The organism is bacterium (genome assembly GCA_022616075.1).
Classification (GTDB): domain Bacteria; phylum Acidobacteriota; class HRBIN11; order JAKEFK01; family JAKEFK01; genus JAKEFK01.
Genome location: JAKEFK010000245.1, coordinates 1 through 22,022, shown reverse-complemented (window position 1 = coordinate 22,022; position 22,022 = coordinate 1). Strand labels below are relative to the sequence as shown.

21 protein-coding genes are annotated in these 22,022 nt (G+C 48.3%); 7 read left to right on the top strand and 14 right to left on the bottom strand.

Annotated elements, in window-relative coordinates; genetic code table 11:
• Both L0156_20515 and L0156_20510 read left to right on the top strand, forming a co-directional pair.
• The coding region (locus tag L0156_20515) for a sugar transferase (protein ID MCI0605375.1) at window positions 1-243 on the top strand (243 nt) is incomplete at its 5' end.
• Window positions 240-1,547 carry an outer membrane beta-barrel protein gene (locus L0156_20510; protein ID MCI0605374.1) on the top strand — a complete coding sequence of 436 codons (1,308 nt, stop codon included), beginning with the start codon at window positions 240-242 and terminating at the stop codon, window positions 1,545-1,547. The genes L0156_20515 and L0156_20510, both read left to right, overlap by 4 nt.
• On the opposite strand, the gene L0156_20505 is transcribed toward L0156_20510, so the two are convergent.
• From L0156_20505 to rho, 10 genes are all read right to left on the bottom strand, one after another.
• Window positions 1,544-3,424 (bottom strand): polysaccharide biosynthesis protein, encoded by a 1,881-nt coding sequence (locus L0156_20505; protein ID MCI0605373.1) that lies wholly within the window; start codon window positions 3,422-3,424, stop codon window positions 1,544-1,546. The two genes, L0156_20510 and L0156_20505, sit on opposite strands and share 4 nt — an antisense overlap.
• Complete coding sequence (locus L0156_20500) at window positions 3,424-4,557, bottom strand: aminotransferase class I/II-fold pyridoxal phosphate-dependent enzyme (GenBank protein ID MCI0605372.1); 1,134 nt, start codon at window positions 4,555-4,557, stop codon at window positions 3,424-3,426. The genes L0156_20505 and L0156_20500 overlap by 1 nt, the downstream gene beginning before the upstream one ends.
• Window positions 4,558-4,634: 77 nt before the next feature.
• A complete protein-coding gene (locus L0156_20495) occupies window positions 4,635-5,465 on the bottom strand; it encodes a hypothetical protein (GenBank protein MCI0605371.1) in 831 nt (276 codons plus the stop codon).
• Window positions 5,443-7,089 carry an O-antigen ligase family protein gene (locus L0156_20490; protein ID MCI0605370.1) on the bottom strand — a complete coding sequence of 549 codons (1,647 nt, stop codon included), beginning with the start codon at window positions 7,087-7,089 and terminating at the stop codon, window positions 5,443-5,445. Before L0156_20490 ends, L0156_20495 begins: the two co-directional genes overlap by 23 nt.
• Before the next feature lie 103 nt (window positions 7,090-7,192).
• Window positions 7,193-7,495 carry a polyhydroxyalkanoic acid system family protein gene (locus tag L0156_20485; protein ID MCI0605369.1) on the bottom strand — a complete coding sequence of 101 codons (303 nt, stop codon included), beginning with the start codon at window positions 7,493-7,495 and terminating at the stop codon, window positions 7,193-7,195.
• 3 nt (window positions 7,496-7,498) lie between these two features.
• The gene (locus L0156_20480) at window positions 7,499-8,317 is read right to left on the bottom strand and encodes a Ku protein (protein MCI0605368.1); all 819 of its coding nucleotides are present in this window, start codon (window positions 8,315-8,317) and stop codon (window positions 7,499-7,501) included.
• A 30-nt stretch (window positions 8,318-8,347) separates the two neighbouring features.
• On the bottom strand, window positions 8,348-9,907 hold the full coding sequence (locus tag L0156_20475; protein ID MCI0605367.1) for a hypothetical protein: 1,560 nt from the start codon (window positions 9,905-9,907) through the stop codon (window positions 8,348-8,350).
• Window positions 9,908-10,097: 190 nt separating this feature from the next.
• Window positions 10,098-10,904, bottom strand: a complete 807-nt coding sequence (locus tag L0156_20470) for a nuclear transport factor 2 family protein (protein ID MCI0605366.1) — start codon at window positions 10,902-10,904, stop codon at window positions 10,098-10,100.
• Window positions 10,905-10,931: 27 nt separating this feature from the next.
• Window positions 10,932-11,339, bottom strand: coding sequence for a hypothetical protein (locus tag L0156_20465; protein MCI0605365.1), 408 nt, complete (start codon window positions 11,337-11,339; stop codon window positions 10,932-10,934).
• Window positions 11,340-11,690: 351 nt separating this feature from the next.
• The gene (gene rho / locus L0156_20460) at window positions 11,691-12,866 is read right to left on the bottom strand and encodes a transcription termination factor Rho (protein MCI0605364.1); all 1,176 of its coding nucleotides are present in this window, start codon (window positions 12,864-12,866) and stop codon (window positions 11,691-11,693) included.
• Window positions 12,867-13,010: 144 nt separating this feature from the next.
• Here rho and L0156_20455 point away from each other — a divergent pair, with 144 nt between their 5' ends.
• The 4 genes from L0156_20455 to L0156_20440 all read left to right on the top strand — a co-directional run bounded on the left by L0156_20455 (window position 13,011) and on the right by L0156_20440 (window position 16,199).
• Window positions 13,011-13,904: a hypothetical protein gene (locus L0156_20455; protein ID MCI0605363.1), complete on the top strand. Its 894-nt coding sequence runs from the start codon at window positions 13,011-13,013 to the stop codon at window positions 13,902-13,904.
• Between the two features lie 75 nt (window positions 13,905-13,979).
• Window positions 13,980-14,387 carry a class I SAM-dependent methyltransferase gene (locus L0156_20450; protein MCI0605362.1) on the top strand — a complete coding sequence of 136 codons (408 nt, stop codon included), beginning with the start codon at window positions 13,980-13,982 and terminating at the stop codon, window positions 14,385-14,387.
• A complete protein-coding gene (locus tag L0156_20445; GenBank protein MCI0605361.1) occupies window positions 14,377-14,517 on the top strand; it encodes a hypothetical protein in 141 nt (46 codons plus the stop codon). Before L0156_20450 ends, L0156_20445 begins: the two co-directional genes overlap by 11 nt.
• The gene (locus L0156_20440) at window positions 14,514-16,199 is read left to right on the top strand and encodes a beta-lactamase family protein (GenBank protein ID MCI0605360.1); all 1,686 of its coding nucleotides are present in this window, start codon (window positions 14,514-14,516) and stop codon (window positions 16,197-16,199) included. Before L0156_20445 ends, L0156_20440 begins: the two co-directional genes overlap by 4 nt.
• On the opposite strand, the gene L0156_20435 is transcribed toward L0156_20440, so the two are convergent.
• Complete coding sequence (locus tag L0156_20435) at window positions 16,189-17,277, bottom strand: HEAT repeat domain-containing protein (GenBank protein ID MCI0605359.1); 1,089 nt, start codon at window positions 17,275-17,277, stop codon at window positions 16,189-16,191. The genes L0156_20440 and L0156_20435 overlap by 11 nt on opposite strands.
• Between L0156_20435 and L0156_20430 the strand changes: the two genes are divergently transcribed.
• A complete protein-coding gene (locus tag L0156_20430) occupies window positions 17,236-18,957 on the top strand; it encodes a carboxypeptidase-like regulatory domain-containing protein (protein MCI0605358.1) in 1,722 nt (573 codons plus the stop codon). The genes L0156_20435 and L0156_20430 overlap by 42 nt on opposite strands.
• A gap of 1 nt (window position 18,958) precedes the next feature.
• Here the strand turns inward: L0156_20430 and L0156_20425 are convergent, their stop codons facing one another.
• From L0156_20425 to L0156_20415, 3 genes are all read right to left on the bottom strand, one after another.
• Window positions 18,959-19,471, bottom strand: coding sequence for a superoxide dismutase family protein (locus L0156_20425; protein ID MCI0605357.1), 513 nt, complete (start codon window positions 19,469-19,471; stop codon window positions 18,959-18,961).
• A gap of 54 nt (window positions 19,472-19,525) precedes the next feature.
• Entirely contained in the window at window positions 19,526-19,900 is a 375-nt protein-coding gene (locus L0156_20420) for a hypothetical protein (GenBank protein MCI0605356.1), read from the bottom strand.
• Window positions 19,901-19,929: 29 nt separating this feature from the next.
• Window positions 19,930-22,022, bottom strand: a 2,093-nt coding sequence (locus tag L0156_20415) for an ABC transporter permease (GenBank protein MCI0605355.1), incomplete at its 5' end; no start/stop codon positions are given.

Genomic DNA, 22,022 nt, shown 5'->3' with positions numbered 1-22,022 from the left:
GTAAAACCCGGCATTACGGGATGGGCTCAGATTCATGGCAGAAACGCTACGTCATTCGAAGAACGATTCAAGCTGGATGTGTGGTATGTTGATCATTGGACTTTTTTCTTCGATGTAAAAATCTTATTTCAAACATTTGTTACAACATGGAGGCGGGAAGGAATCAGCGCCAAGGGACATCCTACGATGCCGGAATTTCTCGGCTCTGAAACTAAACCGCTGCCGGGGCGGCACACAGAATGAAGAACGGCATTTTTTTGATTCTAATATTAATAGGTTTTTCAACAAATGCATTTTGTCAGGTGACGAGCACGCGCGAACCAGAACAAACATTGGCTAACGTGATACCGGAGAATCGCACAAACAGGGCCGAAAGTGCGGTAAAGTCTATGGTCGAATCGCACAGAATAAAGCTGGGGATTTTTCGACTCAGACCGAACATCTCTTTTCGAACTGGATTCGACACCAACGCTCGATACGAACATGACGACCCCATTGCAGATGTCTTTGCCGTCTTGACTCCGAGTTTAAGTGCCGCGGTGAAATTGGGACGGCAGAGCTTTTTCCGGATCGTCGAAGATGTACATCTCGTCTATTATTTCAAACTGGATGAGCGAAGAGATATCTTCAATACCACCAGGGGAGAATTCGTAACCGGCACCGACCGGATGCTGTTTACCGTGGACGCTAGATATGTGCAACGAACAGAAACTGTGGATGATGAAGTGGACGTTCCTGTTGATCAAAAAACGACGGATGGTGGAATACGACTCGATTATACGCTTAGCGATAAAATCGATTTAAGACCAAGTTTGAGAATAAGGCACACCGAGTTGGAGGCGGCAGAAGAAATCAATGCTAACATCCCCCAGCTCAGAAGCAATCAAACTATAAGAGCGGGACTCGGAGTTGACTATTACCTCCGTCATACTACAAAGTTATCCACGGATCTTTCAGTCGGCAAGTCGGAGGATTTGGATTCTGAAAGATCGACCACGTTCTGGCAAGTATTGGTAGGACCAACTTTTGTCAAGCCTCGATATGTCTTTCACTTCCAGGTCGGTTTTGGTCAATCACAACCAGAAGACGAAGATCAGGCTAAAAACAGATTCCTGTTGGATGGAAGCATTGATTTCCGACTATCAAGAAGATTCAACATCGGTGCTTTTGCCAGCCGTAGTTTTGAGACCTCTGCTTTTTTGGGGGATGGGCGGCAACGAGTTGTCACAAGGGGTGGTCTTCGGAGCGCCGTCAGGTTGCATTCCAGAGTTACACTCAACTCAGATTACACGATCGGATCCAACGATTACGGCGACGATTTTGTGGATGGAACTCCAGTGAGAAATGATACGTTTCAAACCGCCAGGATTCTTGCTTCTTTTAGAATCATCCGGTTCGTCTCCTTACAAGGAGGATTGGAATACTTAAATAGAGATTCAGATATTCCAGGGCTTTCGAAAGAGAGATTCGCGTATATCATCGGCGCGGGGGTTTCCTACAGTTTCGATTTTGATGCACTGTGGGGGGCTGACGATGACGAAAACTAAAGTTGTTCGATACTCGCGGCGGGCACCTTAGATTGTTTATAGTTCGCAATCAAAGCCTTTAAACAATCAATGACCCGCTCCGGATCGCCTAGAGAGGAAGCTCTTTCCATCTCACGAACTTTTTTTCTCAAAAAGATTGAATCAGGCTGCCGGGTTTGGCGAATTTTAACGATCTGCTGAATTGTAGAAGGTTCTTCAATTTCATCATTGGCGACTAATTCTTCATAGAGTTTTTCACCTGGTCGCAGGCCGGTATAGACGATTGGAATATCGACATCCGGAATCAAACCTGAGAGCCGAATGAGGTTTCGGGCCATTTCACTTACCTTAATTTGATCGCCCATCCGCAGGACATACGTCAAAGCATCTCCCCCCATTGTAGACGCGTACAACACTAGTTGAACCGCTTCAGGAATCAACATAAAGTAGCGTTGCATCTTGGGATCCGTTACCGTGACCGGCCCTCCCTTCTTTATCTGCTCTAAAAACAGGGGGACAACACTTCCTTTGCTTCCGAGTACATTCCCAAAACGAACGGCGACGAAGGATGTCATACTGTGATCAGCCAGAGTAGTGATGATCATTTCCGCCACTCTTTTGCTGGCTCCCATCACACTGGTCGGATTGACTGCTTTATCAGAAGAGATGAAAACAAACTTCCCGACTCCACAGGCCACTGCAGCTTTCGCGAGGACGCGCGTGCCTGTTACGTTGTTCTTAATGGCTTCACAAGGATTGACTTCCATCAAAGGAACATGTTTGTGAGCAGCCGCATGAAAAACTACGTCTGGCGTATGCGTCCGGAAAATCTGATTTACAAGAATCCGGTCTGTAATGTCGCCAACGATTGTACGCATGTTGTGCCCATTTCCATTTCTGGTTAATTCACTCGCGATCCAATGCAAACCATTTTCGTACCGGTCATAAAGTATCAGTTCACATGGATTCAGTTTCGCAATTTGCCGGCATAATTCCCCGCCGATCGATCCGCCGGCTCCCGTCACAAGCACACGTTTTCCTTCCAGCATCTTCCTGACGGGCGTCAGATCCAGACTCACGGGCATTCGGGTCAAGAGATCTTCAACCGCTAGTTTGCGGATCTGGCCTACCGTTACTTTTTCGTCGTAAATATCCCTTAGGTTGGGTGTGGTTTTTATGGGTATGTTGAATGGTTCCAGATGTCTCAAAACCTCTCGCACAACACACGGTTCTGCGCTCGGAATCGCTAAAATTACTTCCTCTACTCTCCGGTCCGGAATGATACTGGAAAGGGAATTTCTTGTTCCGAGAACGGGAACGCCATGAATGCTTTGTCCTGCTTTGGCGCCATCATCGTCCACAAACCCGATGGGATTGTAACGGTATTGCGGATGATTCTTCATATCACGAACGATCATTTCTCCCGCATCACCTGCACCATAGATCAGCACCCTTTTCCCTTTTGCGGTTCGAATGAATTCCCGATAGATTCTCCAGGGCAGGCGGATTCCTCCAAGAAAAAACACAAGCAGGATGGAATCGATGATAAAGATGGAACGCGGATAGGCTGGAATTCCAAGAATAAAATGAGTTAGAACAAAAAAGATCGTGCTTCCAATAAAGGTCGCTGAAAGGATGCTCCAGAGCTCCCAGATCCCGGTGTACCGCCACAATCCTCGATACAGATGGTAAACGAAAAACAGAGACGCCCGAATCAAGATCAGAACCGGCAGCATATCCTTCATTAATTCAAAGGATTTTGGAGGAATCTCTCCATCAAAGCGAAGCCAGAAAGCAAGATAGTTGGAAAGCGCAATTAACACAAAGTTTGTCAGCACGATCAAAGGCAGACGATGCCTGATGATGAACTTACTGAAAGACGCGCGAAGATAATCCATTATTTCCCGGTTTTTAAAATAATTTCTATAATTCGTTTCTGATCGAGAAAAGAAAGCTGGGAGCCACTGGGCAGACAGAGTCCCGTTTGAAAGATTTTTTCTGATACCTCCCGTCCCCGCATCCGATACCCACTAAAGACAGGCTGCATGTGAAGGGGCTTCCACACCGGCCTTGCTTCGATGTTCTCAGCCTCCAGCGCCAAACGAACATCTTCACGGCTTGCTCCGAAAGCTTTCGCATCGATTGTAATACAAGTAAGCCAGCGAGTACAGAGCCCGTAAGATGCCTCCGGCATGAATTGAATTCCGGGGACCGTTCCTAAAGACTTCTGATATGTTTCAAAATTCCTTCTACGAGCTTCGATTCGCTCGTTTAAAACACTGAGTTGTCCCCGGCCGATAGCGGCCAGAATATTGCTTAACCGGTAATTGTAACCAATCGTCGAATGCTGATAATGGGGAGCCGGATCTCTTGCCTGTGTGGCCAGGAAACGGGCGCGTTCTATAAGTGACGCATCGCTGGAAACCAGCATGCCGCCACCTGATGTGGTGATGATTTTGTTTCCATTAAAAGAAAAGACAGCCATCTTTCCGAAAGCGCCGGCTTTTTGATCTCCATAAGTTGCTCCGAGCGCTTCTGCCGCATCTTCAATGACCGGAACATCGTAATGCCTGCTGATTTCCAGGATCTTCTGGTAGTCTGCGCACTGACCATAAAGATCAACGGTAACAATCGCTTTCGGCAATTTTCCTTTCCGTGCGCATTCGGACAACTCTTCGGCAAGAAGCCCGGGATCGATATTCCAGGATTTTTCTTCCGAATCGATAAAGACGGGCCGTCCGCCTTCATAAACGATGGCATTCGCGCTGGAGCAAAAACTGAATGTGGGACAAATCACCTCATCGCCCGGTTGAACTCCGGTCAACCGCATTGCTATATGGAGTCCCGCTGTTCCCGATGAGAGGGCTGCAGTGTAAGGAACGTTCAAATATTGCGCAAACTCTTTTTCAAAGGCGTCTACGTGCGGCCCGAGAGGGGCTATCCAATTGGATTCAAACGCGTCTTTGACAAATTCGAATTCGATGCCACTCATATGCGGTGGCGACAGATAAATTCGTGAATGATTCGGCATTAGCATTCAAATGGCGTAGCCGAATGGGTTCGCCCCACCCCGCCAATCGCATATCTTAACACAGCGGAGCGAGTCGTTCAGTTCCGGCGAACCTGTTTTGGTTTCTTCTGGCGACTCTGATTTAGTTCAATCTTGGCCAGCATCTTTCTTGCTTGACCTTCTGTTTCCGGATGCCTGAGTGCGGCTTCTGCATACTGTTTCGCGAGTTCCAGTTCCCCGAATTTCATCGCTTGCTCAGCTGTTTTCATGTTCAAAGAAGGCTCGACTTCTTTCGAATGCAGCTCCTGAATTGTTCGAAGCCATTCGTGTTTGGTCTCTGGACCTTTCCTTGCGAGAACCTGGGCGAGAATAGGTAAAGTTTCCGTTGTCCTGGGCGTGACTCGGATGATCTCCTCAACACTGACTCTTTCGCCGGCAATTGCAAAAAGTTGATGCAGTGTCTCAGGCTGCATCTTAACGGCTTCTTGAAAATACAATAAGGCTTCTGTCTGGTTGCCCGTTTGTAGGAAATAGTTCACGGCTCTCACATAAAGTCTCACGCTTGAGGGATTTCGCTCCAGTGCGCCCCGCATGAGCTTCCCGGTTTGATCTTTGCAGCATTCCAGGTATCTCAGGTGAATGAAATAGTCCAGGAAAATATTGTAATCAGCAGGAGATCTGACAAGAGCTGTACTATAAAGATGATGTACCTCTGAAGGAATGTGAGACCGGAATTGCAAGCGGTACGCGGCGTCAGCGCAATATTCTCCACTGTGGAGCCCGGTCCCGAACATTCTTCCGGGTTTGTTTACTGCAAGCAAGCTGTCCGCGTAGACCAGCAGGCACAAAAAGGAGTAGGCAGCAAGAAGAGCGAGCGAAGCAACGTAAGGAAAGACGGCGTTCGTCTTAGCTGGTTTTGTCTTCGGCACCTGGTGTTCTCCAGAATAAGGCCAGGATCACTACACTGTTGATCGCAATCGCAGGGATTTGGATTCCGAAATCGGTCAGACTGTGCAATCCCAGGCTTACCAGGGAACAAAAAGCTCCCAATTGGATCAGCAGAATGCGGCTGATTGACCTTTTCATTAGATTACGCAAGCGGCGCAATATTAATAGAAACAAGCCCGCAAAGAGGAAGAGCATGACAATTCCATATTCAGATAAAAACTGCAGGTAATCATTATGCGCGTACCGGTAAATGTCATTGGCGATGAAGCTTCTATACATGGGAAACATTTGCATAAACGTTCCTGCGCCGGTTCCGGCTATGGGGAAATCCAGAAAGATTCGAGCAGTGTCGCGATATAACAATAGCCGGGCTCTTTCCGCTGTAAATTCAGTTGAAATTTTTGCAAACCGCGCAAACAATGGCTCCCAGATCACACCAAGAGCAACGGCTGCGCCAAGAAAGAACAACAAAAGAACGAAAAGATTTCGAGAAAGACCCTTATTGAGTAAGCCATATAACAAGAAAAACGTTACAACCATCACAGTGGTGAATAAGATTCCGCTTCTGGATAACGAACAAGCGATGGCAACCGGTATGAGCATCGTTATGAGAGGCAGTAGCAGGACCTTGGTTCCCTCATTTTCCAGAACTCTACCGATTCTTTCTTTTAGGGACCGCCAGACTCCCCTGCCGGCCTGATGAAGATATCCGGCGATGAGAGCAAAAAGTAACGGGAGTGACATTTCCAGATAGGTAGCGTAGTGATTTCGGTTAATAAATGTTCCGGTCGCAACGTCGAAATTCACTTTTTTCTTAAAAGCAAAAATGTGCTGATGTCCCGTGTAAAATTCCGAGAGACCGTAAGCCGCCTGAAATGCGGCCGAACCGAGCACTGCTATGAGAATGAAACGATAGTAATCATTTGACGGAACTCCGTTAATGATCACCAGGTAAAGAAAAAAATAAGCTGTGTACTCCAACAATTTCGAAAAAGTGAGAAATGCATCGAGGGAAATCGGATGAAATGAGATTTTCGTTTCCGCTGCCTGAGCCGCTGTTTCGTAAAGATGAGCTGTTTGAGGCGAAAGAATCTTGCTGACAAAATGCGGTAAAGGGAGTACCTGAAAAACGAGAACACTCAGTAACGCAAGCGCCAGCAATTCAAATTTTGTGTTGCGGACAGGATACCTGAAGACCGAGTAGAATTTCGTCTGTAGCCGTGGCTCCGGACTTGTCTCTTCCACAAGGTTTGTAGCTTCGTATTTTCTCGGCCACTTTCCAAAAGTAAGAACTTGCAGTATCAGGCCCGCAAAGGGATGTCGATGAAAATAAGGAGTGCGAAGATACGCCTCCCGTTCTTCCTTCTGATGCTGCCGGAACAACGATAGATACTCCGGATCTCCCAGGAAAAGCAGTTTCGTCAACCATAGGAGAAAGCAGAGGCCGGCCGCTATTTCCATCCAGAAGATGGATCGCGGTTCGACCGAACCAAATGGCAGGGGGACCAGCAAAATCAGCAAACAAACGAGGGTGATAATGGCTCGATCCAGAAATCTGGTCGCAACACTATCCTTATAAAATTGATGCAATGAGAAGCGTTTCAAGCACTATTCCTGTTAGCCTTCTCCCTTCCCCAAACTAATACTTTCTATTCAAGAGCCGGAAAAACATTTTACAGTGGAGAAGCGGACAGAACAATGCGTATATCTATGCAAGCAATTGTTTGGCCTTTTCCTGAATGACCATTTCGATCCGGCTTTTGAAAGGTAATGCTGCGAAAGGCAAACTGCTTTGAATTTGGACTTCACGGGTATCGACCCGGACTGTTCCGGAGATATCGAAGCCCATAACCTTAAAGCCAAATGCACCGTTGGCGCCGGTCCATTCTTCCTTCACATCTGTCACTTTGTCAGCAAACTGCGCCTTGATATCGGTCACAAGATTTTTGATGCGGCGCACGGCCTCTTCGGGTTTCAAGGAATGGGGAACAGCCAGATTAATCGTTGGCATAGATCATCTTGCTTTTCTGAGTTTCTTCCGATCTTCTACCCGGGCCATCGGTTTATTATCCCGCGCCATCTGCACACTCTTTTGCAGCGCGTCCATCAAATCGGTCACTTTGGGACGCTGAGTCGGCGTTACCACGGTCAGTTTCCGTCCATGAATTTTTGCTTCCAGCATCTCTTCCATCTTACTAATGTATTCGTTTTTGAACTCTTCGATATTCAATGGCTCCGAAAGGCTTTCAATCAATTGCTTGGCCAGATCCAGCTCTTTTGCCCTCAGCTCCGTGTCTTTACTGACCCGAAATTCGTTCTCGCGGATCTCGTCCGAATAGAGCATTGTATGAACAAGCAATCCATCCATACCGGGACGAATCAAGACAAGGTATTCATGGTTCCTCATCACCAATCTTCCGACCGCGGCTTTCCCCATATCTTCCATCGCTCTGGCCAACAGCGCGAAGGCTTTTTCGCTCCCCTTATCTGCGCCTACATAGTAAGTGCGCTCGAAATAGATAGGATCAATCTCGTTGATTTCCACAAATTTCAAAATATCCAGAATCGAGCTGGATTCCGGTTTGACTGACTTTATGTCCTCTTCCGTGACAATGGCGTACTGGTTCTTTTCGTACTGATACCCTTTGATCAGCTCAGAACGTTCCACAACGCGCTCGCATTGCGGACAGTAGTTCTGTAAGTTGATTCGGCCCCGGCATTCATTGTGCAAAAGATTAAATGAAACATCATGAGAAGCTGTCGCCGTAAACATTTTGACGGGAATTGAAACCAGCCCGAAAGATATTGTTCCTGTCCATACTGATGTCGCCATTCTGAGCCTCCTTTAGCAAGTGACCAGTGGTCATTTATATCTTAACTTGAATAGACGCACGAGACCATTATCGTACTTCATCTCTAAATAGTCGGCCTGAACCGGGTCAAATCGACCACGGGACAACCTGGCTTCGTCGGGTCCCCAAAAAAGCCAGTTTGCGCCTGTTTTTCCAAACAACTGGCGCGATAGGAGGTGCGTTGCGGGTGTGGAGAAAAATGCAACAACAAGTTTGCTTTTCTCATAATGTCGCGCTGTCTGTATTCGCTGGGCAATAACAACTGGTCTCCCCGCGTAGGCAATCAGGAAATTTCCACTCGCCTCAGTGGAAAGGATTGCTTCGGTTGGAGCTGCCAGATCTTTTAAACTGCGCATGGGGCTCAATAACTGGTCCGGCATGTATTGGGGAGGCGATTGGCGAGCTATGGCAGCCAGGTCATTTCGCAGCGGAGTAAAGTGCGAAAAGGTCAGGGTTACTAATACAATAGTTGCAATCAGTGTCTGGATCACCGGCCTTGAGAAAACATTCAGCAGACGCAACAACCCGAAGGCAGCGAAAAGTGCCGTCAGGACAGGAAGACCCTCTAAAAAGCGCTCCTGAAAGCCCAGAGGGAGATGAGAAAAGAACAGAGAGGCTATGATAAAGCTCAGGGAAAGAGTCGCCAGGATTCTGTTCTTCGCAAAAAAATATCGCCCGCCCACAATGCCGAATGGCAGGAGAAATCCGAGCGAACTGATCAGACGTGGCCACTCCGGTGTGGGCAACACATGCTGCCGGTTCCATTCTTCGTAAACGGGAATATTTCGAAGAGAAACGAATTGATACGCAACCGCTGCCAGCGAACCCACCACGAGCGGCGCCACTCCGAACCATTTTCTAAAGTCTGTTTCTCCTTGAAACACGATTGCTGTGAAGAGAAAAACGGCGATAACAAATCCAAGAGGCGCAAGACTGAAAGGACGATCAAAACCGAGCCACAATCCGCACAGGCCGCTGAGAAGACCGTAGAACAATTTTCTTTCTCCGTTCCAGATCCTTTCCACAAGAAGCAAAATCGATAGAACAAGGGACAGAGAAAGAGAATAAAGCGGGGGAGAAACCAGGGTCAAAAAAGTTGAAGTCTCCACGATCCGCAAATCGGGCGGATCCTTCACGAAGTGCGCCCAACCTAATCCGGATCCGAAAGTCATCAGCAGAAAAGCGATCAAACGTTCCCGCTGAGAGACAAACAGCCTCATCGCAAAGGCGGCGATCAAAAGAAGAAGACAAAAGGAAGTGAGCACTCTTCCGATTTCCAGCAGATGGACGTTCGAGAGTGAAGGAAAAAATCTTCCGGTCAAACCAAGCAGCATCCACAGAGGCCGGACTTGGAAGTGAGGGTGTGGCTCGGCCGTGAACAGATTCCGCATACGCAAATGACCCTGCCGCGCCTCTTCAATCATGCTGAGATAGCCGTTTACATCAGCAGTATTGCGAGTAAGGATTCCGGTCCAGGATCCGCCGGGTGGAGGGAATAAAATACCGGCCGCTGATGGAATGGAAGTGATCAAAAGAGCTGCAAAAACAGCAATCCAGAGCGTTCGATCCATGAGTAAAAGTAGCGGGCGAGGCGCCCGAGACTGTCCGAAAAGTCCGGAATTGCTGCGCTTTAGTGGTAGCGCGGGGATCTTTGCCCGCAAAGGCTTGTCGAGTCTACAGGTCTTTGCGGACTGGAAGTCCGCGCTCCAGCTGACTTTTCGGACAGTCTCGTCCGCGATACTTTGCTACCTTACCATTAAACTACGGATCGGGTCTGCTGTAATCCAGCGCAACTCTCCAGTTATCTTCGTTCCTCCAGACTCGAACGTACACACCCGCAAAAGTTGGACATTTAAATGAACCAAACGTGTAAGCAAGATCCGTGCTTGCAGCAATCTCCAATTTTTCGCGAGTAAATGTGCAGGGATCAGTGGATAGAGGTTTCGCTGACTCGAGACCACGCCTGGGCAATGCCTGATTTCTCAAAATAATTACGTCTTTAGCAAAAAACTTTGAGGAGTAAGATTGGGACAACTCTTGATCCACTTTTATCAAACTTTGTTGCTCCGAGTTCTGCGTTTCGATGGAAACAACTTTCCCCTTGCCGGTTCGCGAGGTCACGGAAACCTTGGCGTCCAGTTTGTCATGATTAATTCCTGCATCCAGCACAACTTTCCAGGCTTGATCCGATTGCTTTTTCCAAACCGAAAAGAATTGACCGTAAGAGGAAGGGGCTTCTTCGGAAGAGGCTGCATAGGTAAAGGGTCCGGTTGTAAAACCTAAATCTCTAGCGCCGGAAACTTCGGCATAGGAAGGCTCCCATTTTAGTAATCCGGGAGTCGGAGGCTGCCCGGCCATCCACTGTTTACCCTGTACGGTACGAGGTCTAAAAAGGACGGAATCGTCTGCCAGAAACGCCAGAAAAGCATCCTTAATTCCCTTTTCAGAAGCCAATCGGGCAAAGGCTAGTTCGGATTCAATCAGTGAAGAAACGCTATCTTGTGTCTGCACTCCTGCAGCAACGATGAAAAGTGTAGAAAGAAGGATAAGCCAGCGCTTTCTCAGCACTCAGCACTCATTGCTCAGCACTTAGAATCATTGGCACGTAGCAGTAGCTGTTACCGACTCAGACGAAATATCGTTCGGTCGCGTTACGTGCATCGTAACCGTAACAGATCCGGACGCTGTAAGAACTACACTGTCCTGGATCACAACGCCGCCGGGCACCGGTAGATTGACGTTTTGCGGTGTGCCGTTTCCTGTACTTCTTTCCCAGACGTAGGTGATCAAGCCTGCACCGTTTGTTTCGATCAACCCACTGAACACAAAAGTATGCGGGCACGTTCCGGTAAAGTTAGCATTGTCCACAGTCAAGTCGACATCGGTGACACGACCGCCACCAGGAAATTCATCATCATTTTCACTGCACGATACGAACGTCAAGGCGATCGTACTGAAGAGAATTGCGACGATGAGACGTTTATAAAAATCTTTCTTCAACATGTATTTACCTCTCGATCCAATCAATATATGCCGGTTGCCAAACTCGAGCAAGATCTATGCCCATCATGAATCTTCGGAGATTCGGTGAGTCGGTGTCAAAAATCAGGAAAAGTCTCAAATTTCTGAGTGTAGACAGTGTAGTGGCAGAGCATTTGCCGTTGTTTTTGAATGGGCGTTTGATCGCACCGCACGATGTTCGCATTAGCTTGACTTATTCCCGGCGCGCAAATGCTCTGCTTCGTCTCCGATACTGCAGAGCATTTTCACACCGATCATAACTTCGAGCAAGGGCCACGTACAGTTACATAATCTGCGCATACAAGTCGAATCGAAAATGCTCTGCCACTACTCTCACGCGAGTGATTCACAAAAAGCCTGAACATTTTCCGCCTTTTGCAAACGTTCGAGCAGGACTTCCAGAGCATCATCCGGTTTCAATGTGGACAGATGCCTGCGCAATTTGTGAACGGCAATCAGCCATTCCGGTGGAAGAATTTTTTCTTCTTTCCTTGTGCCGGATAAACTGAGATCCACCGCAGGAAAAATACGGCGATCTGCGATTCTCCGGTTTAAAACGAGTTCCATGTTTCCTGTGCCTTTGAACTCCTGAAAGATGACTTCATCCATCCTGCTCCCTGTGTCAATCAATGCTGTTGCAACAATGGTTAGACTGCCGCCATGTTCCAGATTTCGCGCAGAACCGAAAAAACGGCGCGGAAATTCAAGCGCGCGGCTTCCGATCCCGCCACTGAGGGTTTTGCCCCTGTTTTGTTCCTCTCGATTGGAAGCGCGTCCGAGCCGGGTCAACGAGTCGAGTAGTAAGAAAACGTCCTTTCCGCTCTCAGCAAGCATGCGAACGTATTCAAGAGTCAAACGTGCGATTCGCAAATGCGATTTAGCTTCCTTATCGGAAGAAGATGCGATTACCGAACCGCGGACGGATCGCTTAAAGTGGGTGACTTCTTCGGGCCGCTCATCAACCAAAAGGACAACTAAATGCGTTTCGGGATGATGCGCCGCAACAGAGGATGCAAGATTCATAAGAAGGGTTGTCTTCCCGGTTCTCGGTGGAGCTACAATCAACGCGCGTTGCCCTTTTCCGATCGGTGTCATGAGCTCCAACAATCGCATGGAACGATCCGCCTGAGAAGTGCTGGCCGGCGTCAAAACAAATCTTTCTTCAGGATCAATGCTGATTTGCCGGTCGAATGGAACTGCTTCCTCGGAGGTTTGGCTGCCAATGATCTCGAGTATCTCAGTCACCGCTTTGCGGTCCCCTGCCATGGCACGGATGGTCATCCCACTGCGAAGCACTTTTTGACGGATCATCGATGAAGAAATAAAAGCGTCCTCTTCGGAAGGCATCAGATCATTTTCCAGTTTGCGCAAGAAGCCGATTCCTGTTGGCAGAACTTCCAGGATTCCCGAGACTTCTTGAGGTGGACCCGATGGTTTGTGTGGATGGCGCGGCGCGTGTTGCTGCGAATGCGTTCGCGGTCTGTGCCTGCGGTTGGAATGAGTTCGCATAGATCCTGAGGGGCGTCTCAATTGGGCTCCTCTAATGGATTGATGGTAGGGGCAGGCCTTGTGCCTGCCCGCATAGAATTGTGTTCGGCCACACGGGCAGGGACAAGCCCTTCCCCTACCGACTTCATGTTAAGCTTTTGTTGTATGAAAAAGTTCATTCTCTTTATCCTTTGTTTCATCCTCGTATCTGTGGTTCAAGCACAGACGCAGACACAAAGTCAGCCTGCTCCGCCTCCTGCCACTGATATTTTTCTACTTCATTTGAAAAACTGTAAATTTGATTCAGCTGATGTACGCAACATCACACAGAGAAAAGGTTACGACAATCAGCCTCGTTTTCTGCCCGATTCAAGAAAACTCTTTTACACTTCCATCGGTGATGATGGCCAGGCAGACATCTATCTTTACGATGTGGCCAAAGCCGCCGCCAGCAAAATAACGGCAACGGCCGAGAGCGAATATTCGCCTACGCTCACCCCGGACGGCCAATTCTTTTCAACAATTCGTGTCGAAAAAGACAACACTCAAAGACTATGGAAGTTCCCTTTAAACGGTGGAGACCCGGTTCTTATTTTAGAGCAAATCAAACCAATCGGCTACCACGCCTGGATTGATTCCAATACCGTTGCCCTCTTTATCCTGGGTGAGCCTCCCACCCTTCAAATTGCTGATATTGCTTCAGGAAAGTCCTCCCTGATTGCATCAAATATAGGTCGGTCGCTGCACAAAATCCCAGGAAAAACTCAAATCAGCTTCGTGCAAAAACTGACAGGACAGAAAGGAACAATTAAAGAATACGATCCCGAAACCAAACAAACAAGGGACCTGATACCGCTCTTTCCTGAAACTGAAGATTATACATGGTCTGGGGCAGGAAGCATCTATACCGCAAACGGCTCCAAAATCTATTCCTGGAATCCCGAAAAAGACAAGGACTGGAAAGAAGAGGTTGATCTTGCGTCAGCAAGATTGACAAAAATCACCCGGATGGCGTTCAGCCCCGACGGCAACTGGATCGCCCTGGTTGCCGAAGAGTAGTAAACAAAGTAGCGTGGACGTCTCGTCCGCGACAATCTCGCAGGCGGGACGCCCGCGCTACTTTGGAGAAATCTCATGATTATTCTTGGATCTCTGCTGGTTCCGTTGGCAATACTGGCTTCCGTTGTATATTTCTCGTTACGGAATGGAATATCCCCTACCCCTTCCAGCCGCAAACAGACGGAAACCCTCCTGGGAATGATTCCTGCAGACACAACGGGGAACGTCTACGATCTCGGCTCGGGATTAGGAACACTTGCTTTGGCAATTGGAAAATATCTTCCACAGTGTCAGGTCATCGGATTCGAGAGTTCCCCGGTTCCCTACGTCATATCTCAAATCCTCGCCTCTCTTTCCGCAGCAAAGAATGTGAAGTTTCGAAGGCTGGATTTCATGAATGCTTCCTTCTGCGATGCAAAGGTGATTCTCTGTTATCTCTATTCGGGAGGCATGCGAAAACTAAAGCCCAAACTTGAAACGTGAGCTTCAGCCGGAAACCTTGATCATCAGCAATACATTTTCCATTCCCGGGTGGGAACCGGTTGATGTCCGTCCCGCTCAAGATCTTTTTCATTCCCCTGTTTATCTTTATAAGACACGTGAGGTGTTATGAAGAAATATTTGCTCCTATTTCTTTTTACGATGATCGCTTTCAACTGCCAGGCACAAGCTGCGGCCACTCCGGCTCAAAGGGTCGACCGCTATCTGAACAAGACTGTGGAGAATGGTTACTCAGGCTCGGTCATAATTTCGCTGAACGGAAACATTTTGCTGAACGATGGTTATGGCCTGGCCGATCGTGAAAAGAAAATCAAATTCACTTCGGATACGGTTTTTGACATCGGTTCGATCACAAAACAATTCACAGCAGCCTGCATCCTGAAGCTCGATTCGGAAGGAAAATTGAGTGTACAGAACCCGATCTCAAAATTTCTTGATGGAGTGCCCGCTGATAAAAAAGGATTGACGATTCATCATCTGCTTACGCACACAGCAGGCCTTCCCGGTTCGCTTGGTGGCGATGAAGAAATGATCGGAAGAGAGGATTATTTGAAACTTGCTTTTTCCAGTCCGCTCATTCATCCGCCCGGCACCTATGACTACAGTAACGTTGGTTTTTCACTGCTGGCTGCAATTGTTGAAAAAGCGTCGGAACAAGAGTACGAACATTATCTTCGTGAAAAGATTCTAAAACCGGCTGGAATGAACCAGACAGGATACGTTTTACCCGCATGGGATAAAACCAGGATGGCGATCGGATATGAGGGCGGCCAACGATGGGGAACAACTTTTGAACAATCGCAATACGACAAGGGCGTCACCTGGCATCTCAAAGGAAATGGTGGAATTCATTCCACAACGAAAGACATGCATCTCTGGTATGTGGCTCTGAGTGGAGAATCCATTCTGAACGCAGCGGCAAAGAAAAAATATTTTGCTCCACACGTAAAGGTCGATGGAGAAGAGTATTACGCATACGGATGGAGCGTGCAGCAGAAGCAAGGCAAAGAGAAAGTGATTTCGCACAACGGCGGAAACGGTTATTTTATGGCCACGATGGCCATGATTCCCGAAAAGCGTTTTGACATCATAGTTTCAACAAACGATGCCGCAAAAAATACGGATGTTATTTCCACGCGAATCGCGAGGATTCTGCTGGAGAATCTGGAAGAGCTCGAAGACGCTTTCCTGAAAACTTTTACCGGCACATACACCATGTCTTCAGGAGCTGCGATACCCGTTACTTTCAATGAAAATGATGAAGCGGTCCTTTTACTGAATCACCGGGAGGCGTGGTTTTTGTTTGGTGGAAGCGAGAAAGAGGATCCAGCACGAACGGAACATTTTGATCAAAAGACAAGAACCTTGATTCAGGCGATTTTAGACGGAAAAACCGGTGAGGTTGCCTCCTTATCCGGACTCCCTCAAGAGGAAGTGGCCGAAGGATTCGGGGATTTTCGCGCACGTCTTGAACAGCACAATGGCAATTGCCAGACATTTCATGTTGTCGGCAGTGTGAGCCGCCGGGGTCGTAGTTTCTATTTGAGTCCTGTTCAGTTTGATTGTGCCAAAAAGATCGTCTACAGACTGATCATCTGGCAGGGAGAGCGCATCTATGATTTGAGGCCTTTGCCCGATGGGAATACTAAGAATTTTGAGCATAGAAAAGGAAGTGAATTTCTCTCGGAAAGCAATAACCGCGCAATTCATTTCGATCAAGTAGAAGGAACGCCTGTATTGAAGATCAACCTTGCCGGGAAGGATGTGATCGCACTGAAAAAGGCTACTCCTTAATTTTCTTTTTCAAAATATCTCGTCCTGCGACACTTTCTGCAAGAATGTGTATGGCAATTTCCCTTGTATCTTTGGAGGGATGCTCCTCCATAATCTTTAACAGCGCTGGAACGCCATCATCCCGTTCTCCCAGCATCACAACGGCTGTTTCCCGGATCTCCGAATCAGAGTCAAACCAGGCGATTTCTTCTAATATCTTTGTAGCCTTGGCATTTTTTGTGTCGCCCAACATGGCAAGCGCGGTTTCTCTCAATTCGCTGTCACGATGGTTGCGTGCAACATCGGACAATATTTGGAGAGATTCTTCCGACCGGAACTCCGCAATACCGACTACGGCACTTTCTCGGACCTCTTCCGATGGATTGGTCTCGATAACCTGTTGCAACAATTGAAGAGCTTCCGGTGTATCCAGCTCTCCTACAAAAATAGCCGCTGCCTCCTGCGCTTCTTCCGGTTCCTGTGAAGTCAATACCTTCTTAAAAAAGGGAAATGCAATCGGCGGAGGATGCACACCAATGGCGGCCATCATGTCTTCTTTCACCTCTGCACTTCTTGTCTGCTGATACATGCCTGAAAGCTGAAGAAAACTTTCCTCATGTGTTGCAGTCCCAAGCCAGACTAATGGTCCATCAAAAGAGGTCCAGACAGTCAAACTAACGACCTTAGTTCTGTCGGGAAATTTTGCACCCGATTGATATCTGTGAAAGATTCCTATTTCTTTCCAGACTTTGGCACGCTTCGAGTTTTCCAGTTTGCTGAGTTCTGATTCCGCGATTTCCCGAACATCCTTTTTCGGTACAATCTTCACTCCACTGATCCACTCTTGAAGAGATGGCTTGTTCTTCAATTGACGAAAATCCCCATTGATTGAAACACCGCTCATGAAAATCTCGTTCGGATACATAAACCGGGTGACGCTGTATCCAATCCAGTACTGCTTTTCACCCGAAGCGGAGCGAAAGGCCCATTGGATCCGTTCCGGAAGTGAAGCCGGGCCCTGAGAATAGCGGATCAGCTCTGAAGCACTTGAAGATGAATGAACGGCACACAAAAAAAAGATGATCAGAATTCTATGCATGCATGGACCCTCCATTTCGAGATGTGGTGCGGGCGGACGCTAGACTCGAAGACGCACATCTGTCCGCACTACATTTTTGAACAACCTCTTTCCTTTGACGATTCACTCTTCACAAAGGTTTACGGATTTGGAGTAAAATTTCCGGGATGCGTATTTTGTACCTGGCAATTATTTTTTTCCACGCTCTTACCCTCTTTGCAACCGAACAACCAGGAGTCATTTTCCGGAACGGTGCGTGACGCCAATACAGGCAAGGAAATCTCAGGGGTGACGGTCCGTCTTCTCCTTGTAAATCAAACGTGTCCGGTGAGAGAAATGCTGACGGATGAAATGGGTGAATTCTATTTTTCCGGTGTGCCGCAGGGTCGATATCGCGTGAGTGCTACCAGGAATGGATACGTTAGAGCCACGTATGGGCAAACGCGGGAGAATCCGATCGGACAGGAGTTAGTGATCACGAACATTTCTTCACACCAGCAAGTTCATTTTGAGCTTCCGGAGGCTGCAGCCGTATCGGGTCGCATCTTTGATGCCCAAGGGGACGCGCTGGCCAAAGCTTATTTCTCGCTCGAATCCATCACCCTGGAGAATCGAACCTTCCGTGGTTTCAGCGATGAGTCAGGTTATTTCCATCTGTCAGATGTGCCTGCTGACTTTTACAAAATTAGCGCACGAAAATACGACGCCTCGCGCAAACAGATAGAGAGGGATCGCTGGTACTACCCCGGAACTCTGGATGAAGCAAAGATGGAAGCGGTCGAGTTGGAAGTCGGGAAAACCGCTATAGTTGATATCCGTTTTGGAAAAGCTCCGGCGCCCGGTTGGATCGGAAAAGTTTACGGGCCGGACGGAGAAGCAATCCCAAAAGCGGATCTTGCTTTTTTGCGTTCAGAGAATTCGCGTTGGGCGCCCCTCGCCGCTTGCAGAACAGCAGAGGATGGAACCTGCTCTGTCCATAATCTGGTTGCCGGTGAATACTGGGTTTATGTGGCACATGCACCTGCTCCTTACACAACCTGGTTGAACAAAAATACTGTGGAAAAGAATGTTGAAAAATTTGCGAAGCCGCTGCTTGTGGAACCGGAGCGACAAGCAATTACGGAATTTCAACTCGAAAAAGGGATTTCACTCCCGGCAAAAATCTATGCGGCCGGTGGAGCGCCGGCTGCCAGTGAAACAGGAATCAAACCCACACTCACGCACTTCTGGGAAATTTCAAATTTTAAGCTTCCAGTGTCTGCCGGAATGACTCACGATTCTCCTGAGATTGTCGAATTTTATGTTCATCCTGAGTTGTTGTACCGGCTGGAGGTAAGCCAGCAGGACGCGCGCAAGGAATTCTCGGTTACCAGGATTCATTGGAACCGTGAACCGCTTGTAAATCCGATTCAAATTGCAGGCAGCAACACAGGTGAACTGGAGATCTGGTTAGATCATGGTTCTTCGATTTCCGGCAAGGCGGGCAGCGCAAAAGTTGTATTTGCCGAGAGAGTGGAAAAGGAGCCGTCTCAAGAAAATTTCTATCCGAAGACTCACTTTTCAGCGATCGTGGAACAAGGAGACTTCTTGTTCCAGGCGCTGCCTCCAGGCACCTACCGGATACATCAAAACAACAGGAATGGCCCGTTTGTGGAAGTTACTGTTGGCGCAGGTGAAACAAAGACCGTTTCGTTCGAATAATCTATTTCACAGGACCGCAAGCAATCCTGCCGCCACCACCACCAAGCGGATCCGGTTGATTATCATAGTTGTCACCACCCGCATGAATCATCAAAGATTTTCCACTCAAGTCAGCAACCTTCACTCGTGGCGCGAGCACCGGTATTGTAGCTCTTCCTTCGCCGTCTACAATCAACACGGGCAGATCGCCGAGGTGTCCGTTACCGTAGGGACCATCATGTTTCCGGCCTTTCTCCGTATCGAAATGGGAACCGGCAGCATGACCTGCAGCCATCTTCCCATCTTTCTCAGCAGCCGCGCAGTTCGCATGTTCGTGAACATGAAAACCATGCACACCCGGGGGAAGACCAGACAGGGTAGGCTTCAAGAGTAAACCGTATTTTGAATCGGTTATCTGTATAGAACCGATCTGTTTGCCCACACCCTCTTCAGAAATTGCATAAACAGGCACTTCGGCTGAATAAGAAATTACCGAGATCGCGAGAAGTCCAATAAGAATCAACAGAATTTTCATGATTATCCTCCTACACTCTCAATAAGATATACATTTTTTGACAGGATGAAAGCACTACTGGCTTTCAGGAAGTTTGACTTGAACAGACTCAATTAACATCGGCTTTTTCAAATCGAGGCCATACCCTTCGACGTAAAATTCGTTCTCTTCGGTTCCGGGACGGATTACGATCGTCCAGGGATGGGTAGCCTTTGCAAATTCAAAGCTGTCGAACGGTGGATTCTCCTTAGGCAGTGTCGCCTTAATGTATTCCGCCGCATTTCCGCCGCGGCCGATCACACTTTCGTAGGTGGCTCGCGAAAATGGATTGGCCCCTACCTGTTCCAGCGCATTCTTGGCGTACATCACACCATTTTTGAGCTCTTCTGTACGATCACCACAACCAATCGAAAAGAAAAGTAGAAGCACAAGCGCTGAGATTCGTCTCATCGATTCATATTATCACACCAAATCTGCTGCTACTGATGGCGGAGAGCCGCGTAAGCATCGAGTCGTGAAGCTCTCCAGGCAGGAACAGCAGTGGCCAGCAGAGTGAGCGATAAAGTGAAAATCGAGACGACGAGGAAGGTGCGAAGGTCCGTACTACTAATACCGTAGAGCAATCCTGTCAAGAACCGATTGGAGACAAAAGCAATCGCAATGCCTATGGCGAGTCCGTTGAACCCCAGCAACAGCGCGCGTTTAAGAAAGATCTTGATGACCTGTGCAGCTGCGGCGCCGAGCGCCATGCGGATACCGATCTCGTGAGTTCTCTGAGCAACCGAATAGGACATCAAGCCGTAAATTCCGATAGCGCATAACACAAGGGCAACCACACCAAAGAAAAGAATCAAAGTCATATTGAAGCGGCGTGATCTCAGGGATTTCGAAAGCAGGTCCTTCATCGTTGTGACTTGATACACCGGCAGATTGGGGTCGATCGACCAAACAGTATTTCTCAAGGAGTGAACCAGCGAATTCGATTTTCTTTTTCCGCGAACAACAATGCTGAAGGCGCTCGCAGTAAAGTCAGGCAACGGCGGCTGGAGATAGGGAATGTACAATTCAGGAGTGGTTTCAACATCGAGACCTTCATGCCTTACATCTCCCACGACCCCGACAATCCGGAACCAGGGAAATTCATTTTCGACCGTTCCAAGCTTGATTTGCTTCCCGACTGCTTTCTCATTGGCAAAGAACACCTGGACAAATTTTCGATTAACTATGGCAACGGGAGGCTTTTTTTCACGATCATCTTTTGCAAAATTCCTGCCTTCCAGAACACGAATCCCCAGTGTTCGAAAATATCCGGCATCGATCATGCGAAACCCCACATTCAGAAGCATGTGTCCGCGACCCTCGATGGAAATGTCCCGCTGTACTCCCAGACCGCTCAAGGGCAGGAAATTCACCAAACCGGCCGACTCAATTTCAGGAAGGTTTTCAATTTTTTCCGCAAGGCCCTGGAAAAACATTCTTTGCTGCTGCGGTTCCTGGTAAATCGTGCCCGGTAAGGAGAGCCTCATCGTGATGATATTTTTCGTCTTGAATCCCGGATCAATTTCCTGCAAACGATACAGGCTTTGAATCAATAACGCTGCGCCGATAAGCAAAACGATGGAGAAAGCGACTTCCAGGATTACGAGTGCGCTGCGAATCCGGTTTTGCTTCTTGCTTGGAGTGGCGCGATCCCCATCTTCCATTGCATCGCGGAGCGCGAGACGGCGCGTTTGAAGTACCGGCGCAAGTCCCACGATAATTCCGGTCAGTACAGAAACAAGCACGGCGAACGACAGAACCATCCTATCCACGCTGATCTCATTGAGCCGAGGCATATTTTCAGGACCGAAGCGAACCAACAAGTCCACGCACCAAGTCGCAAGCAGGATTCCAGCTAAACCGCCGAAAACGGATAGCAAGCAACTCTCGGTGAACAGTTGACGCGTGAGCCGCGATGTGCTCGCTCCCAGAGCGGTCCGGATCGCCATTTCCTTTTGCCGCGAGATGGAGCGCGCGATCAGCAAATTAGAAATATTGGCGCAGGTAATCAACAACAGAAAACCGACCGCGCCTGAAAGTACAATGAACGCAGGGCGCACTTCACGCGTCATGAGTTCTTTCAGCGGAACCGTGTATACATCCCAGCCCGAATCCTTTGGATAGTGATCCGCGTGTTCCGCCTGCAATTGCTTCGCAATCGCGTGCATCTCTTTTTGCGCCGCTTCATTTGTGATGCCGGGCCGCAAACGGGCGATGACGCTGAGCCAGTGAGATCCTCGCTCGCCTTCGCTCATCTGATCTGCATCGAAAGCTACCGGAAACCAGGCATCCGTGAAGTGATCGGGAAAAGAAAAGGACTCGGGCATGATCCCAATCACCACGTGCGGCTTGCCATTGACATTCAATGATTTTCTTAAAATCGCGCGGTCAGAAACAAAACGGCGTTTCCATAAATGAGAGCTAAGAAGCATTACCTGATCGTGACCCGCGCGATCTTCCGCTTCTGTAAACGTTCGCCCTAAAAATGGCTGCACGCGCAACACATCGAAAAGGGATGCAGAAACCCATGTGC

Coding starts and splice junctions, on each gene's coding strand:
- L0156_20475 (MCI0605367.1), bottom strand. CDS start 9,907: ATGGATCGAACGCTCTGGATTGCTGTTTTTGCAGCTCTTTTGATCACT.
- L0156_20505 (MCI0605373.1), bottom strand. CDS start 3,424: ATGGATTATCTTCGCGCGTCTTTCAGTAAGTTCATCATCAGGCATCGT.
- L0156_20440 (MCI0605360.1), top strand. CDS start 14,514: ATGAAGAAATATTTGCTCCTATTTCTTTTTACGATGATCGCTTTCAAC.
- L0156_20500 (MCI0605372.1), bottom strand. CDS start 4,557: ATGCCGAATCATTCACGAATTTATCTGTCGCCACCGCATATGAGTGGC.
- L0156_20510 (MCI0605374.1), top strand. CDS start 240: ATGAAGAACGGCATTTTTTTGATTCTAATATTAATAGGTTTTTCAACA.
- L0156_20425 (MCI0605357.1), bottom strand. CDS start 19,471: ATGAAAATTCTGTTGATTCTTATTGGACTTCTCGCGATCTCGGTAATT.
- L0156_20455 (MCI0605363.1), top strand. CDS start 13,011: ATGAAAAAGTTCATTCTCTTTATCCTTTGTTTCATCCTCGTATCTGTG.
- L0156_20480 (MCI0605368.1), bottom strand. CDS start 8,317: ATGGCGACATCAGTATGGACAGGAACAATATCTTTCGGGCTGGTTTCA.
- L0156_20430 (MCI0605358.1), top strand. CDS start 17,236: ATGAACGGCACACAAAAAAAAGATGATCAGAATTCTATGCATGCATGG.
- L0156_20435 (MCI0605359.1), bottom strand. CDS start 17,277: ATGCATAGAATTCTGATCATCTTTTTTTTGTGTGCCGTTCATTCATCT.
- rho (MCI0605364.1), bottom strand. CDS start 12,866: ATGCGAACTCATTCCAACCGCAGGCACAGACCGCGAACGCATTCGCAG.
- L0156_20450 (MCI0605362.1), top strand. CDS start 13,980: ATGATTATTCTTGGATCTCTGCTGGTTCCGTTGGCAATACTGGCTTCC.
- L0156_20465 (MCI0605365.1), bottom strand. CDS start 11,339: ATGTTGAAGAAAGATTTTTATAAACGTCTCATCGTCGCAATTCTCTTC.
- L0156_20420 (MCI0605356.1), bottom strand. CDS start 19,900: ATGAGACGAATCTCAGCGCTTGTGCTTCTACTTTTCTTTTCGATTGGT.
- L0156_20485 (MCI0605369.1), bottom strand. CDS start 7,495: ATGCCAACGATTAATCTGGCTGTTCCCCATTCCTTGAAACCCGAAGAG.